Raw genomic sequence first — 14,487 nt, 5'->3', positions numbered from 1 at the left:
GTGTCAGAATTCCTCGGTGCCCGGAAGCATGGGAACGAACCGGACAGGCATCAGTTCGGTAACATCGACACCACTGGGCGTCCGCAAGACGCGCAGTAAAAGCTGTTTGTGGGATACTTCCCCCACCGGCACGACCATGATGCCACCAACTGCAAGCTGATCGACAAGCACCGGCGGAACGTCCTGTGCTGCAGCCGTGACAATAATCCGATCAAACGGTGCCTGTGCTTTCCACCCAAGTCCACCATCGGCATGCAATGTCGAAATGGTGTGCAGGCCCAACTCGCGAAACTTGTCCTCTGCCTCGCGCAAGAGTGGCTTGTGACGCTCAAGGGTATAAACACGCCGGGCGAGCTTGGCCAGGATCGCTGCCTGATAACCAGAACCAGTGCCGACTTCCAGCACCTTCATACGGTCATTAAGCTCAAGCGCCTGTGTCATCAGGGCCACGATATAAGGCTGTGAAATCGTTTGGCCCTTGCTGATCGGCAATGCGACGTTTTCCCAGGCCCTGCTGACGAAAGGATCGGCGACAAAAATCTCACGCGGAATGTCAGACAGTGCAGACAACACGGCTTCATCGTGAATGCCATCATCACGAAGGATCTGCAACAGATTGGCTATGGCGGTTTCGCGCGTAATCACCGGCTCGTTCACGGAAAGGCCTTCGTCAGTTTTTCAAACGTATCGTAATGGGTGAAATCAAGGCTGATCGGAGTGACAGAAACATTGCCCTGCTCGATCACGCGCAGATCAGACTTTTTGTCTTCTGGCAGTTCAGACTGAATAGCCCCGATCCAGTAATAGGGCTCTCCGCGCGGATCAAGGCGTTCGGCAATGTGATCACCGATCTTGCGCTGCCCTTGCCTTGAGATCTTTATCTCTGCACCGCCATTGGCTTCGTGATCCGGGAAATTGACGTTGATCAGAACGCCTTTGGGCCAAGTTGTCGTGACCAAAGTTGCCAGAACATCCTTTAGGTATTTCTCGGCAATCGTCCAGTCGATCATGTCACCAGAAAAATACTGTGAAAACGCGACCGCGGGCACATTAAGCAATGTTGCCTCCATGGCGGCGGCAACCGTCCCCGAGTAAGTCACGTCTTCACCAAGGTTGCCACCCCGGTTGATCCCTGAAAGCACGATATCTGGCGGGTTGTCGCGCATGACCTGCTGCAAGCCAAGCAGAATGCAATCGGTTGGCGTGCCATCCACAGCAAAGTGCCGTTCATCACGTTTATGAATGCGCAATGGACGGCGCAGGGTCAGGGAATGCCCCGCCCCGCTTTGTTCCATCGACGGTGCAATCACCCACACATCATCGGAAAACTCACGTGCGAGCTGTTCCAATATCTTGATCCCGGGCGCGTCAATGCCATCATCATTACTGATCAGGATGCGTGCTTTTGTGAGATCCATCATGTCGGTATCGTCCTAGCCCGCCGAGATTACCTCTAACCCGCCCATATAAGGTTTGAGCGCATCAGGAACACGGATCGAGCCATCCGCCTGCTGATAGTTTTCCATCACGGAAATCAGGCAACGACCAACGGCAAGGCCAGACCCGTTCAGGGTATGAACAAACTGGGTCTTTTTGTCACCGGTAGTACGATACCGTGCATTCATGCGACGCGCCTGGAAATCACGCGTGTTCGAGCATGACGAGATTTCGCGATACTTGCCCTGCCCCGGCAACCAGACTTCGATGTCATAGGTTTTTGCCGCCGAGAACCCGATATCGCCTGTGCACAGAATAACCGTGCGATACGGCAGGCCAAGACGTTCCAGAACCGTCTCCGCACAGCGCGTCTTGCGGGTCAGTTCCTCGTCAGATTTCTCTGCTTCGACCACCGAAACCATTTCCACCTTTGAAAACTGGTGCTGGCGGATCATGCCGCGCGTATCGCGCCCTGCCGAACCGGCTTCAGAACGGAAGCACTGGGTCAGTGCCGTATAGCGCAGCGGCAGTTTTGCCTGATCAATGATATCACCGGCAACCTGGTTGGTCAGGGTCACTTCTGACGTCGGGATCAGCCAGTAATCATTGGTGGTTTTAAACGAATCCTCGGCAAATTTCGGCAACTGGCCGGTACCAAACATGGCATCATCGCGGACCAGCATCGGCGTGATGGTTTCCTGGTAACCATGTTCGCCTGTGTGCAGATCCAGCATGAACTGTGCAAGCGCACGTTCAAGCTTGGCCAAACCGCCACGCAGAATGACGAACCGCGAACCAGACAGTTTGGCTGCGGTTTCGAAATCCATCATGCCAAGTTTCTCGCCGATCTCGAAATGTTCGAGCGGCTGGAAATCAAACTCACCCGGCGTGCCCCAACGATTGACTTCGACATTGTCGTTTTCGTCTTCGCCAACCGGGACTTCGGGATCAAGAATGTTCGGGAAAGACGACAGCAAAAGATCAAGCTGGTCGTTCAGGGATGCCTGACCGTCTTCGGCTTCCTTGATCTTGTCCTTGAGCGTGCCCATTTCGGCCATCAGGTCGTCGGCATTCTCGCCATTCTTGCGCAATTTGCCGATTTCACCTGAGATCGTCTTGCGGCGGGCAAGCATTTCCTGATGTTCAGTCATCAGTTTGCGGCGTTCAACGTCGATATCGATCAGACGCTGTGCGGTAACGTCCTGTTTGCGCGCAGTCATTGCTGCGTCAAAAGCCTCGGGATTGTCCCGAATCCATTTAATGTCGTGCATCGAAGAGCACCCTGTCAGTCTATCTGTTTGTGGCTTTATACGACGGGGTGGACACAAGGTCCACCCCGTCAAATCGGACGGTTTAGACGGGGGATTTCAATCAACGGGCGTTGTTGAAATCATCCTCGCCGTCATCATTGTTAGACGGTCCGGACAGCTTGGGCGCATCCCCCTCATCGTCAGAGGATCGGGTCAAGGAAGTCTGACCGTCATCATAGGATGCAGCCGCCTCACCCTGTGCGTCGACATCGTCTTGTGTCGCTGCAACTGCTGTTCCGGTTGCGACCTCGCCGTCGTCATCATCTGAGTCTGCCTCATCATCCTCATCCGCGTCATCGTCCGCGGCGGCTTTCGCACGCTTGCGCTCGGAAATGCGCGCCATGATGATCGAGATTTCATAAAGAATGATAATCGGAATGCCCAATCCGATCTGGGAAATCAGATCCGGTGGGGTCAGAACGGCGGCAAAACCGAATGCAATGACGATTGCGTACTTACGGCGACGTGCAAGACCATCCGCGGTGACGATGCCGGCACGGGCCATCAACGTCAGAAGTACCGGCAACTGGAAGCACAGCCCGAACGCAAAGATCAGCTTCATCACCAGCGACAGGTATTCGCCCACCTTGGCTTCAAGCTGGATCGCAAGGTTTGACGCGCCACCCGCCTGTTCGAAACTAAGGAAGAACTTCCAGGCCAGCGGCATGATCAGGTAATAGACCAGCGCACCGCCCATCAGGAACAGGATCGGCGTCGCAAAGATGAACGGCATGAATGCCGAACGTTCGTTCTTATAAAGACCCGGCGCGACAAACGCCCAAAACTGTCCGAGGAATACTGGTGCAGAGACAAAACAGGCCGCAAAGAACGAAACCTTGACGTAAGTGAAGAACACTTCGGTCAGGGCAGTGTAAATCATGCGCCTGTCGGGCCCCATGATTTCTGCAAGTGGCTGGACGAGGAAACCGTAGATATCCTCGACAAAGTAATAGCAGACACCAAAGGTAATAAACAAAGCAAGAACCGCCCAAGTCAGGCGGTTTCTCAGCTCGATCAGATGCTCCATGATCGGCATCTGTTTGTCATGCGATTGCATGTTCACGCCTGGCTCTCCGGCTGATCTTTTTTCTTGCTGTCATCTGCGGGCGCGCCCGTTGTCGTTGCCGGTTTTGCAGCAGGGGTATCAGCCTTTTCGGCCGGTTTCTCTGCTTTCGGCTTGGACTCGGTCTTTTTGCCGTCGCTTTTTGGGCTAGAGATTTTGTTTTCCAGAAAATCGGTCGGATTGCTATGCGAACTGTTGACCTGCTTGCGTAGATCATCAAGTTCCGCTTCACGGATGATGTCATCAATTCCGCTCTGGAATTCACGCGCCATACCGCGCACTTTTTTCCAGTAGCCCGCCAATTTGTACAGCAGATGCGGTAACTCTTTGGGGCCGACGACAAACAGTGCGACGACGGCCACAAGAGCCATTTCGGTCCAGCCGATATCAAACATATGACACGCCTATCTGAAGGAAATCCGACAGACGATCAGGATTTCACAGAATCCTTTTCATTGTCCTTGCTCTCGGATGAAACCGAAGCAGAGGTCGTGTTTTCGATGGTCTTGGCCGAAGCGCCTGCATCTTCTTCTTTTTCGTTGATGCCCGCTTTGAAGCTCTTGATGCCTTTGCCCATGTCACCCATCACTTTCGGAAGCTTGCCTGCGCCGAAGATGATCAGGACAATCGCAAGAATCAGAACGATTTGCCAAACGCCAATACCCATAACTTAAATCTCCAAAGATCCATTCTGCCTGCCGGCGACTTGCCCGGATAATGGCAGAAAGCCCCCCACTGTGCAATGCGACGGTTGGTTAATAACCATGCAGTGCAAAATACCTGTTTAATGTGCGTCTTTCTGTCTGTCGAAACAGGCCGAAACCCGGTCCGCGACGACGCATCAGGTCATAGGAAACACGAAGGCCATGTCGGGATCAAGCGTAATAGCGACAGATGGCTGATTAATCGGTGAAAAGCGTCGCGGGACACGCGCGTGAATGTGCGCACCGGCCTCAAGTGTCAGGTGAACCAGATTGACTTCACCAAGGACACGCACCGCATCGACATGGGCCAGAACGTCATGCCCGTTCAGCGCTTCGCCGATATGCAGGCCTTCTGGCCTGATCAGGACTTCCACCTCAGTGCCGTTTTCGATGCTTTGGCTATCGACATCACCAAACGGAGTTGCAACCTTGCCATCCACAACTGTTCCCGGGAAACGGTTTACCTCGCCAAAGAACGAAGCAACGAAACGGTTTTCAGGCCGGAAATACAGTGTTTCCGGCGATCCGTCCTGCATGATCTGCCCTTCATTCATGATGATGATCCGGTCGGCCATATACATGGCTTCCTGAGGATCGTGGGTGACCATCACAGTGGCGATCCCGGCATCCTTAAGAACATGCAAGGTGGTATCGCGCAAATCCGCACGACGCGCGACATCAAGACCGGAAAACGGTTCATCAAGCAGCATGATCCGCGGCTTCGGCGCAAGCGCGCGCGCCAAGGCGATGCGCTGCTGCTGACCGCCAGAAAGCTCGTGCGGATATGCATTTAGGTAGTCGGACATGCCGACCTGTTCGAGTGCAGCCTTGATTGCATTCATGCGATCGGTTTCGCTGAAATGACGCAGGCCAAAGCCGATATTCTTCGCCACATTCAAATGCGGGAACAGGGCGTAGTCCTGAAAGACCATGCCGACACCGCGCTTTTCGGGCTCCACATAGCCACCCGGCTGGGCGACGATCTGATCATCGACGGAAATCGCACCAACCTGAAGCTTTTCAAGGCCTGCCGCCAAGCGAAGTGCTGTGGTCTTGCCACACCCCGACGGGCCGAGCAGACACACCAACTCGCCGGGGGCGACATCAAAGCTGATATCGCGCAAAACGCGGTTCTCGCCGAAAAGGTGAGAAACATGCGACATCTTCAGGCCGTCGGTCATCGAAAACTCTTCTTACAACAGGGATCGGGCACCCGCAGGTGCAAATGATTTGCGAAATCTTTCGTGGAACTTAAGGTCAGCGCCCGTGGGATGCAAGAAATGGATCAATTGGTTTCGGGATCGTGATCGCTCATTGGGGCCTCTTCATCGTCCCCAAGGTCCTCAAGGTCGCTTTGGCGCGCCCTGCCCGGTACCTGTTCATCATCGTCATAAAGGTTCGGATTGTCGGAATAGATGGTTTCATCCAGATCGTCGAGATTGCGGGTCGTCAGGGCCTCTTCAACGACAGAATCGGTGACCTCTCCATCGTCGATCAGATCAGGCAAGGCTTCATCATCCGAACTTGCACCATAACGACCCATACCCGGTCGACTATCAAGCAGCCCTGCCGCCTTGAGATCCGCCAGACCCGGCAGATCGTCACGGCTTTCAAGACCAAAATGATCAAGGAAGTTATCTGTTGTTGCCCAAAGAACCGGGCGGCCCGGCACCCGTTTGCGCCCGCGCGGACGGATCCATTTGGCTTCAAGCAGGATATCAAGTGTCCCCTTGGACAGCGCAACACCGCGGATTTCCTCGATCTCGGATCTTGTGACCGGCTCGTGATAGGCAATGATGGCAAGGGTTTCCAGTGTCGCACGCGTCAGTTTCTTGGCCTTTTCGACCTCGATATGAAGGTCCCCGGCCAAGTCCATGGCGGTGCGAAATGCCCACTTGTCTCCAATCTGCTTAAGGTTCACACCACGCGGCTCATAAGTCTCGGCAAGCGCGTGCATGATGGTGCTGACGTCGGTTCCTTCTGGTAAGCGTGCAGCGATCACCCGTTCACTGACCGGTTCGGCAGAGGCAAACAAAACGGCCTCAACAATGCGAATATGTTGAAAGTCAATCTCCGGACCGGATTCGACGCCTTCGATTTCAAGCTGCGTTTCTTCGCTCATTGAGTGCCCCTGCCCAACTTATTTCTTAAACGTGTCTGCGTCGTAGTCATAATTGCGCGGTAGATCCCCTTCCCGCACAGTCTGCGGTGATCGCAGCAGAATCGGCCCAAAGGTCTCTTCTTGTGAGATTTCCAGTTCACCATCGCGGCACATTTCAAGACTGGCAACAAAGTGTGCCGCCAGTGCCGAGCGCGCCTTAAGCGGCGTTCCAAGCCCGCGCGGCATGAATTCAAGCAGCCTTGTCCATGTCGGCACCACACGTCGGCCAAACAAATCGCGCAACCGTTGAATGGCATCATCCATCGCGTAAAGATCAAATGCCTCAATCTCAAGCGTTTTGCTTTCCGATGTCAGCATGATCCACGCATAAGCCTTCAGCAGGTCATAAAGCGATGCGTCATAGACAGACGCCGTTGTAACGCGGACTTCCTCAGGATCGCCGCGACCAAAGAAATCACGTCCCAAATTGGGGCGTTCCAGAAGTTTTTCACCGGCCGCTTTCATCGCCTCAAGCCGCTTAAGCTGGAAGGCAAGAAGTTCTGCCATTTCCTCGGCACTGAGCTCTTCCTCGTCACTTTCCTGTTTTGGAAGCAGCAGGCGCGATTTCAGGTAGGCAAGCCAAGCGGCCATCACCAGATAATCAGCCGCCAGTTCAAGGCGCAGACCTTGTGCGGTATTGATGAATTCAAGATATTGTTCGGCAAGATCGAGAATGGAAATCTTGATGATATCGACCTTTTGATCGCGTGCCAGTTCAAGCAAGACATCAAGTGGCCCCTCGAACCCGTCCAGATCAAGGATCAGGCGTTCGGCAAGGCTCGGTTCTTCATCGACCGGTTTCTTGTCAAACACATCATCTGGAATTTCGAATTCGAACTGGTCTGCCATCTATCCCCGACTATCCTCCGCGTCTGTCGGCGTTCAGGCAAAGATATCTGCCAGAAGCCTGACCAGTGCATTGGCCGGTTCAAGTACCAACCACTGGAACACCGGCAGGTCTATACCAAGTTGCGTCGTGACATAGGGCAACAGAAAGACCAATCCGATCAATATGATCATGCCGGTTTTTTCCATACGCGCCAAGACCCGTGCAATCGGCATCGGTGAAATTGCGGTCAGAACCCGGCCACCGTCAAGCGGCGGGATCGGCAACATGTTAAACACCGCCAGAATGCAATTCAGCCAAAGTGACTGATTGAGCATGGTCGCAAGCCAGTCGTTGACCGCCGGCGAGAAGCTTGGCAGCCATACCAGAAGCAGGATTGATACAATGGCGAGTGCCACGTTGGTCGCCGGACCAGCAATCGCAACACCAATCACGCCCAAACGCTGCGGATGCAGGCGATGAAACGCCACGGGCACCGGCTTGGCATAGCCAAACAGGAACGGTGCGGCTGTTATCAAAAGCAAACCCGGGATCAGGATGGTGCCAACCGGATCAATATGGCGGATCGGGTTAAGGCTTAGCCGCCCCATGCGTTGGGCCGTATCATCACCAAACAGCTTGGCAGCAAAACCGTGTGCTGCCTCGTGCAACGTAACGGCCAGCAAAACCGGAATGATCCAAGTCGTCGCCGAAACGATCAGGTCAATGGTATCATTCACTTCTGATCATCTCCTGCGGACCAAACCGGCGCCAGAAGATCGGCAAGCCGGGCCTGCCAATCGGTAATCTGGGTGCTGCTTGGCGCGTCGTTTTTGAAGGTGGCTATTTGATTGGTAAAGCTCTGCGCGCGCTGCAAGGACGTACCGGTCAAAAGCGGTGCCATTGAGACCACCTCTTCCATCTCGGTGCGTTTACCATTGCAGTGAAGGGCAATATCACACCCGGCACGCAGACATTCATGCGTCCGGCTGGCGATGGACCCACCCAGCGCCTCCATAGACAGATCGTCACTGATCAGCAGGTTCTCAAAGCCGATCTCGCCGCGAATAATGTCCTGAATAACAGTTGTGGAGACTGTGCCGGGGCGTTGATCATCAATGGCGGTAAACAGCAGGTGGGCGGACATTGCCGCCAGCACGTCCTTCATGTGCGCAAAGGGCGCAAAATCGAACTCGGACAGTGTCTCATGCGATACGGTGACAATCGGCAGGTCCTTGTGACTGTCTACCGTCGCTCGGCCATGTCCCGGGATATGCTTGATGATCGGTGCAACACCGCCATCCAGAAGGCCTGCGGCCGCGGCACTGGCCAGCATCACAACCTTGCCGACCTCTGCCCCGTATGACCGGTCACCGATCACGTCACTCATACCGGGCAGACGAAGATCAAGAACGGGGGCGCAGGTTGTATTAAACCCTGCTTCGCGCAGGTCCATCGCCATCAGCCGCGCACTGGTATAGGCCGCCTCGCGTGCATCATCCGGATTGCGATCAAACAGATCACCAAATACACCGGCCGGCGCAATTCTGCGCCAATGTGGCGGTTTCAATCGCATGACGCGGCCGCCTTCCTGATCGACAAGAATCGGTACGTTGGTATTGCCAACGATTTCGCGCAGTGCGTTGGTCAGGGCACGGACCTGATCACGATTTTCGATGTTGCGCGCAAACAGGATAAACCCGAACGGATCGGCTTCACGCAAGAAGCCCTTTTCCCAATTGCTGAGTTCCGTTCCCGAAACCCCAAGAATGCAGGCACGTGGCTTTTTGACTTCAAGGCCGGACAATGAGGCACCCCACATTGCGTTCTTTCAAATCCGTACAAAGCTTTTCGGCAGCCCCGGCGTCACCAAGGGGACCAGCCTGCAACCGATAGAAGACACCTTTGCCTTCGATCTCAATACGTTGCACAAACATCTCAAGATTGCCAAGCAAGTCTTTGTTTTTCGAAGACAACCGCTTCCATTCCGCAGTCGCGCCGCTTTCTTCGCGGACCGAAGCCAACTGCACACGGAACGCACCAGACGCAAGAGCCGCGGCCGTTGTCTGCGGTGCTGGTGCCGGTTCTGTTGATGCTTTCTCCTTGGCCGGGGCTTCAGCCGTGCGGTTTTCCGCGGCGGCAACTGCCTTCTCGGCGTCAGTCAATTCGGGGGCTGCAATTTCCGGTGCTTTAACCACAGGCTCTGCATTGCCGTCAGATTCGGCGTTTTGCCGTGCATCCGCTGCTTCTGTTGCGCCCGCACCTGCCGGTGCCTGGGCCGTTGGATTTGGCTGGGTTGCCTTGGGCGTTGCCGAGACTTCCGGTGCGCGCGGCATATCGGGGAGTTCCTGCAACACGACATTTGCATCCGGATCAACGTCGCTTAGCTGGTCGTAGACTGTCGTTTCACGGTGGGGAACTTCCATTCCCCCCGGATCTTCCGGGCGAATTTTGATCGGTGACGGATCAGGAAGCAGGATCGGCAAATTGCCATCGTCCTGAATGGGTTGGCCCTGATTGTAAAACCAGTAACCTGCCCCGCCCAGCGCGCCACCAACCACGACAACGCCAAGAAACACGGTTGCCAGCCCTTTGATCATGCTCTTGCTGGCGGGCTTTTCTGATCCGTAATGATCTGCACGCTCTGCATGAAGGTCGGCACCGTGTTCTTCGCTCATCTCTTACATCTCCTCGACAGGCTTAACGCCCACAACCTCAAGACCGGACGCAATGACCGTGGCAACGGCACGGATCATCGCAAGACGTGCCAGAGTCGCAGGCAAATCATCGGCAATGATGAAGCGCAGTGCTGTGTTGTCACGTCCCTTGTTCCACAATGCATGGAATTCTGCGGCAATTTCTGTCAGGAAAAAGGCAATGCGATGCGGTTCATGGGCAACGGCCGCCTGTTCGATAATCCGCGGCCATTCAGCCATGCGGCGCACCAGAAGCTTTTCATCTTCCGAACTCAGCAGTGACAGGTCCGCGGTCGCCAGCGTCTTCTCCGACAGGTCCTGTCCCGGGAAGGCTTCAGCCGCCTGACGGAAGACCGAATTCACACGTGCATGCGCATACTGAACATAGAAAACCGGGTTGTCCTTGGACTGTTCGGTCACCTTGGCGAAATCGAATTCAAGTGCCGCATCATTTTTACGAGTCAGCATGATGAAACGCACGACATCCTTGCCAACGCGCTCAACCACGTCACGCAGGGTCACGAACGTTCCGGCACGTTTCGACATCTTGACCGGTTCGCCATTGTCAAACAGGCTGACCAGTTGGCAAAGCTTGACATCAAGGTCGCCCTCGCCGTGCGTGATCGCCTTGGTGGCGGCCTTCATGCGTTTGACATAGCCGCCATGGTCGGCGCCAAAGATGTCGATCATCAGGTTAAAGCCGCGTTCGTACTTATCAAAGTGATAGGCGATGTCGGACGCAAAATAGGTCCAGCTGCCATCGGACTTCTTCAAAGGCCTGTCGACGTCATCGCCAAATTCTGTTGCACGGAACAAGGTTTGCGGGCGCGGTTCCCAGTCATCAGGCTTCTTGCCTTTTGGCGGCTCCAGAACGCCGACATAGATGTCGCCTTTTTTCTCAAGATGTTCAAATGCCGACTGGACCTTGCCCGCCTTCACCAAGCCGTCTTCGGATGTGAAGACATCGTGGGAAACACCAAGAAGACGAAGGTCTTCCTTGATCAGGGCCATCATCTCGACGATGGCGAAAGCACGAAACTCTTCAAGCCATTCATCTTCCGGGGCATTCTGCCACTTGTCGCCATCGCGTTCCGCCAGCTTTTTGCCCGGCGCGACAAGATAATCCCCCGGATACAGGCCTTGCGGAATTTCACTGATCTCTTCGCCAAGGGCTTCGCGATAGCGCAAATGAAGCGACCGTGCGAGGACATCTACCTGCGCACCGGCATCATTGGTGTAATATTCCTTGGTAACGGCGAAGCCCGCCTTTGCAAGCAAGTTGGCAAGCACGTCACCAACAACCGCACCACGGCAATGGCCAACATGCATCGGGCCGGTCGGGTTTGCCGAAACATATTCGACGTTGATCTTTTCGCCTTTACCAAGGTCGCTATTGCCGTAGGCAGTGCCGACTTCAAGGATCTGGCTGATCTGTGAGAGCCAGAACCGCTCAGCCATCCGCAGATTGATGAAACCCGGACCAGCAATTTCGACTTCTTCGATGTGATCAAGACCACGCAGTTTTTCAGCCAGCTTTTCCGCCAGATCACGCGGCTTCATGCCAGCAGCCTTTGAAAGCAACATCGCCGCATTTGTTGCGGCATCCCCATGAGATGCATCGCGCGGCGGCTCCACCGTGACACGCGAAGTGTCGGTTCCCGCAGGGAGAACACCGTCTTTTTCAAGAGCGAGAATCTGGTTCTCGATGTCGCTTTTCAACAGGCTGAAAACATTCATGACTTGGAACTTTGTAATTTCTGGTTCTGACCGGACCGGCCAATTGACTGGCGCTTGTTTTGAGCCATTTCACCTCAAAACGCAAGTCACCCTTGTTTGGAGTGATTACAGGTTTTGACATTTCAGCCATGCGCGCTAAATACTGACTCAAATACTGCGTTCGGATCATGCTATGATGTGATCAAGGATCGCAAACACACCTGCCCCGGCAGGACAAGACCAAGGAGTGTTGAATGACCGATTCTTCTCGGCAAGTTCAAATGACTGAAAGTGCTGCAAAACGCATTCAGGAACTGATTGCCAGCGAAGGTGCTGCGAACACCATGCTGCGTTTGCAGGTGTCTGGCGGCGGTTGCAGTGGGTTCCAGTATGAGTTCTCGCTCGATTCAGACACCACTGACGAAGATCGCATCTTTGAAAACCACGGTGCGAAAATGGTGATCGATGAAGTATCGCTGGATCTTCTCGGTGGTGCAGAGATTGATTTCGTGCGTGAGCTGGTTGGCTCTGCTTTTCGCGTAAACAATCCGAATGCCACCTCTTCATGTGGCTGCGGATCAAGTTTCTCGATTTGATCCGGATCGACAAACCGATTTATAAAACGGGGTTCGTTATTGGCGAACCCCGTTTTGTTTGACCAAACACCCAAAAAACCGAGGCCCGAATGAAAATCGCCACCTGGAATGTCAACTCGATCAAGGCACGCCTGCCAAACATTCTTGACTGGCTGCAGGACGGGAAACCCGATGTGGTCCTGTTACAGGAAACCAAGACGGTTGATGATGCGTTTCCAGCGATGGAGATCGAGGACCTTGGCTACAACATCGCCATTCATGGTCAAAAGACCTACAACGGCGTTGCGATCCTTTCCAAATTCCCGATCGAAGATGTCGAACGCGGCCTGCCCGGCAATGATGATGACGAACAGGCCCGCTATATCGAGGCAACCGTCGGATCCAATCGTCCGGTCCGGGTTGCATCGATCTATGTTCCAATGGGAACGGCCGTTGGCGACGAAAAGTTTGATTACAAACTGAACTTCCTGGATCGCCTGATCACCCGGTTTGAGAAAATTCGTGCCAGTGGTGACGCTGCGGTCATGGGCGGAGATTACAACATCGCGCCTGACGACATGGACGTTTATGACCCGATGAAACTGCGCGAAACGGTGCTGTGCACAACGGTTGAACGCAAACGTCTGCGCACCATGATGAATATGGGCTTCACCGACGCGTTCCGTACCTTCAACCCGAAAGGTCATCAATATAGCTGGTGGGACTATCGCGCCGGCGCATGGAACAAGGATAACGGTCTTCGCATTGACCACCTCCTTCTGACCCCGGCGGCGGCAGACCGTCTGAGCGCATCGGATATCGACCGGGAACCACGCGGCAAGGAAAAGGCATCTGATCACACACCGGTCTGGTGCATGATTGACGATTGATCGCGTTCGATCACCAAAACAGCAAAAGGGCCGCATTTATCAGGATGCGGCCCTTTTCTTTTATCAATGGCAACAGATTGGCTTTATTCAGCCGCCTGCTTCATCGCCATGCGATACGCGACGATATCTTCGATGCTGATCACGACCATATCATGGATCTTGGCGTATTCGATCAGTTCCGGCAGCCGCGCCATTGTGCCATCCGGATTGGTTACTTCACACAGCACACCAGCCGGTTTGAACCCTGCCAGACGCATCAGATCAACCGTACCTTCGGTATGTCCGCGACGTTCCAGAACACCGCCCGGACGGGCACGCAGCGGGAAGACATGGCCCGGACGTGCTAGATCACTCGGTTTGGTGTCATCGGCGATCGCGGTTTTTACCGTGGTGACGCGGTCCGCGGCAGATACACCGGTTGTGACGCCGACTTTGGCTTCGATGGTGACGGTAAAGCCGGTCCCCATGCTGGATGTGTTGTCAGCAACCATGGGCGGCAATTCAAGTTCAGTTGCCTTCTCGTCGGTCAGGCACAGGCAGACGATACCGCTGCAATCGCGGATGAGCATCGCCATTTGTTCATTGGTCAGATTTTCTGCTGAAAAGATCAGATCGCCTTCATTTTCGCGATCTTCATCGTCAACAACCAGAACACCTTTTCCCTGGCGCAGATCATCAAGCGCACGTTCCATGCGCGCATGCGGATCGCCAAAGATCGAAAGATCGGATTGTTTTTCAATACTCTGATTCATAACCGTCCTCTACGGATGGGGCTTACGAACCAGGGCAACAAAGAAAGGCCCGCTTTGCAACAAATGTCACAATGCGGTCGCAGGCAGACGGCATACCAGTCACGCCAAGGCGTTCCTGTCACGACCGTCACGCTTTATCCTCTCCCATCCGGACTGTTACCGTCGGCTCCGGAATCTCACCGGATCTGCTGACCCCACAAGTCTTGCGACCTGTGGGCGCTCGCGGGCTTACCAGAACTGGTTTACCGCCGGTCGGGATTTTCACCCTGCCCTGAGAATAAGCGCCGTGTTTCAACGACAAACGTTGACCATAATTGATCAACACGCGCACTTTATGAAAGCGCGCCAGTGTTGTCA

The 14,487-nt window shown here is 54.5% G+C and carries 16 protein-coding genes and 1 riboswitch; of the genes, 2 read left to right on the top strand and 14 right to left on the bottom strand.

Annotated features, from left to right (window positions below):
- Nucleotides 1-3 precede the first annotated feature (3 nt).
- The 13 genes from DY252_RS12050 to argS form a co-directional block, all read right to left on the bottom strand.
- Nucleotides 4-657 carry a protein-L-isoaspartate(D-aspartate) O-methyltransferase gene (locus tag DY252_RS12050; protein ID WP_064789256.1) on the bottom strand — a complete coding sequence of 218 codons (654 nt, stop codon included), beginning with the start codon at nucleotides 655-657 and terminating at the stop codon, nucleotides 4-6.
- Entirely contained in the window at nucleotides 654-1,421 is a 768-nt protein-coding gene (surE, locus tag DY252_RS12045) for a 5'/3'-nucleotidase SurE (protein WP_063089633.1), read from the bottom strand. Before surE ends, DY252_RS12050 begins: the two co-directional genes overlap by 4 nt.
- A gap of 12 nt (nucleotides 1,422-1,433) precedes the next feature.
- Nucleotides 1,434-2,708 (bottom strand): serine--tRNA ligase, encoded by a 1,275-nt coding sequence (gene serS, locus DY252_RS12040; protein WP_064789257.1) that lies wholly within the window; start codon nucleotides 2,706-2,708, stop codon nucleotides 1,434-1,436.
- 100 nt (nucleotides 2,709-2,808) lie between these two features.
- Entirely contained in the window at nucleotides 2,809-3,804 is a 996-nt protein-coding gene (gene tatC / locus DY252_RS12035; protein ID WP_318532869.1) for a twin-arginine translocase subunit TatC, read from the bottom strand.
- 2 nt (nucleotides 3,805-3,806) lie between these two features.
- Nucleotides 3,807-4,205, bottom strand: a complete 399-nt coding sequence (gene tatB / locus DY252_RS12030) for a Sec-independent protein translocase protein TatB (RefSeq protein ID WP_063089637.1) — start codon at nucleotides 4,203-4,205, stop codon at nucleotides 3,807-3,809.
- A gap of 35 nt (nucleotides 4,206-4,240) precedes the next feature.
- Complete coding sequence (tatA, locus tag DY252_RS12025; protein WP_044829067.1) at nucleotides 4,241-4,477, bottom strand: twin-arginine translocase TatA/TatE family subunit; 237 nt, start codon at nucleotides 4,475-4,477, stop codon at nucleotides 4,241-4,243.
- Nucleotides 4,478-4,651: 174 nt separating this feature from the next.
- Nucleotides 4,652-5,695 carry an ABC transporter ATP-binding protein gene (locus DY252_RS12020; RefSeq protein ID WP_064789259.1) on the bottom strand — a complete coding sequence of 348 codons (1,044 nt, stop codon included), beginning with the start codon at nucleotides 5,693-5,695 and terminating at the stop codon, nucleotides 4,652-4,654.
- A gap of 104 nt (nucleotides 5,696-5,799) precedes the next feature.
- Nucleotides 5,800-6,636, bottom strand: coding sequence for an SMC-Scp complex subunit ScpB (gene scpB / locus DY252_RS12015; protein ID WP_064789260.1), 837 nt, complete (start codon nucleotides 6,634-6,636; stop codon nucleotides 5,800-5,802).
- Between the two features lie 18 nt (nucleotides 6,637-6,654).
- Nucleotides 6,655-7,524 carry a segregation and condensation protein A gene (locus DY252_RS12010; RefSeq protein WP_064789261.1) on the bottom strand — a complete coding sequence of 290 codons (870 nt, stop codon included), beginning with the start codon at nucleotides 7,522-7,524 and terminating at the stop codon, nucleotides 6,655-6,657.
- Between the two features lie 33 nt (nucleotides 7,525-7,557).
- Nucleotides 7,558-8,241, bottom strand: coding sequence for a site-2 protease family protein (locus DY252_RS12005; RefSeq protein ID WP_008890984.1), 684 nt, complete (start codon nucleotides 8,239-8,241; stop codon nucleotides 7,558-7,560).
- Nucleotides 8,238-9,323 carry a beta-N-acetylhexosaminidase gene (nagZ, locus tag DY252_RS12000; protein WP_064789262.1) on the bottom strand — a complete coding sequence of 362 codons (1,086 nt, stop codon included), beginning with the start codon at nucleotides 9,321-9,323 and terminating at the stop codon, nucleotides 8,238-8,240. Before nagZ ends, DY252_RS12005 begins: the two co-directional genes overlap by 4 nt.
- Nucleotides 9,295-10,179, bottom strand: a complete 885-nt coding sequence (locus DY252_RS11995) for an SPOR domain-containing protein (protein ID WP_064789263.1) — start codon at nucleotides 10,177-10,179, stop codon at nucleotides 9,295-9,297. The genes nagZ and DY252_RS11995 overlap by 29 nt, the downstream gene beginning before the upstream one ends.
- A 3-nt stretch (nucleotides 10,180-10,182) precedes the next feature.
- Nucleotides 10,183-11,934 carry an arginine--tRNA ligase gene (argS, locus tag DY252_RS11990; RefSeq protein ID WP_064789264.1) on the bottom strand — a complete coding sequence of 584 codons (1,752 nt, stop codon included), beginning with the start codon at nucleotides 11,932-11,934 and terminating at the stop codon, nucleotides 10,183-10,185.
- 233 nt (nucleotides 11,935-12,167) lie between these two features.
- Here argS and erpA point away from each other — a divergent pair, with 233 nt between their 5' ends.
- Both erpA and xth read left to right on the top strand, forming a co-directional pair.
- The gene (erpA, locus tag DY252_RS11985) at nucleotides 12,168-12,509 is read left to right on the top strand and encodes an iron-sulfur cluster insertion protein ErpA (protein ID WP_008890980.1); all 342 of its coding nucleotides are present in this window, start codon (nucleotides 12,168-12,170) and stop codon (nucleotides 12,507-12,509) included.
- Between the two features lie 89 nt (nucleotides 12,510-12,598).
- The gene (gene xth / locus DY252_RS11980; protein WP_064789265.1) at nucleotides 12,599-13,378 is read left to right on the top strand and encodes an exodeoxyribonuclease III; all 780 of its coding nucleotides are present in this window, start codon (nucleotides 12,599-12,601) and stop codon (nucleotides 13,376-13,378) included.
- A gap of 83 nt (nucleotides 13,379-13,461) precedes the next feature.
- On the opposite strand, the gene ribB is transcribed toward xth, so the two are convergent.
- Nucleotides 13,462-14,130: a 3,4-dihydroxy-2-butanone-4-phosphate synthase gene (gene ribB, locus DY252_RS11975; RefSeq protein WP_064789266.1), complete on the bottom strand. Its 669-nt coding sequence runs from the start codon at nucleotides 14,128-14,130 to the stop codon at nucleotides 13,462-13,464.
- A gap of 132 nt (nucleotides 14,131-14,262) precedes the next feature.
- A riboswitch (FMN riboswitch) is annotated at nucleotides 14,263-14,413 on the bottom strand.
- Between the last annotated feature and the right edge of the window lie 74 nt (nucleotides 14,414-14,487).

The sequence above is a fragment of the Thalassospira indica genome (genome assembly GCF_003403095.1).
GTDB classification, from domain to species: Bacteria; Pseudomonadota; Alphaproteobacteria; order Rhodospirillales; family Thalassospiraceae; genus Thalassospira; species Thalassospira indica.
The sequence above is the reverse complement of the archived record's forward strand: the minus strand, read 5'-3'. Positions and strand labels throughout refer to the sequence as shown.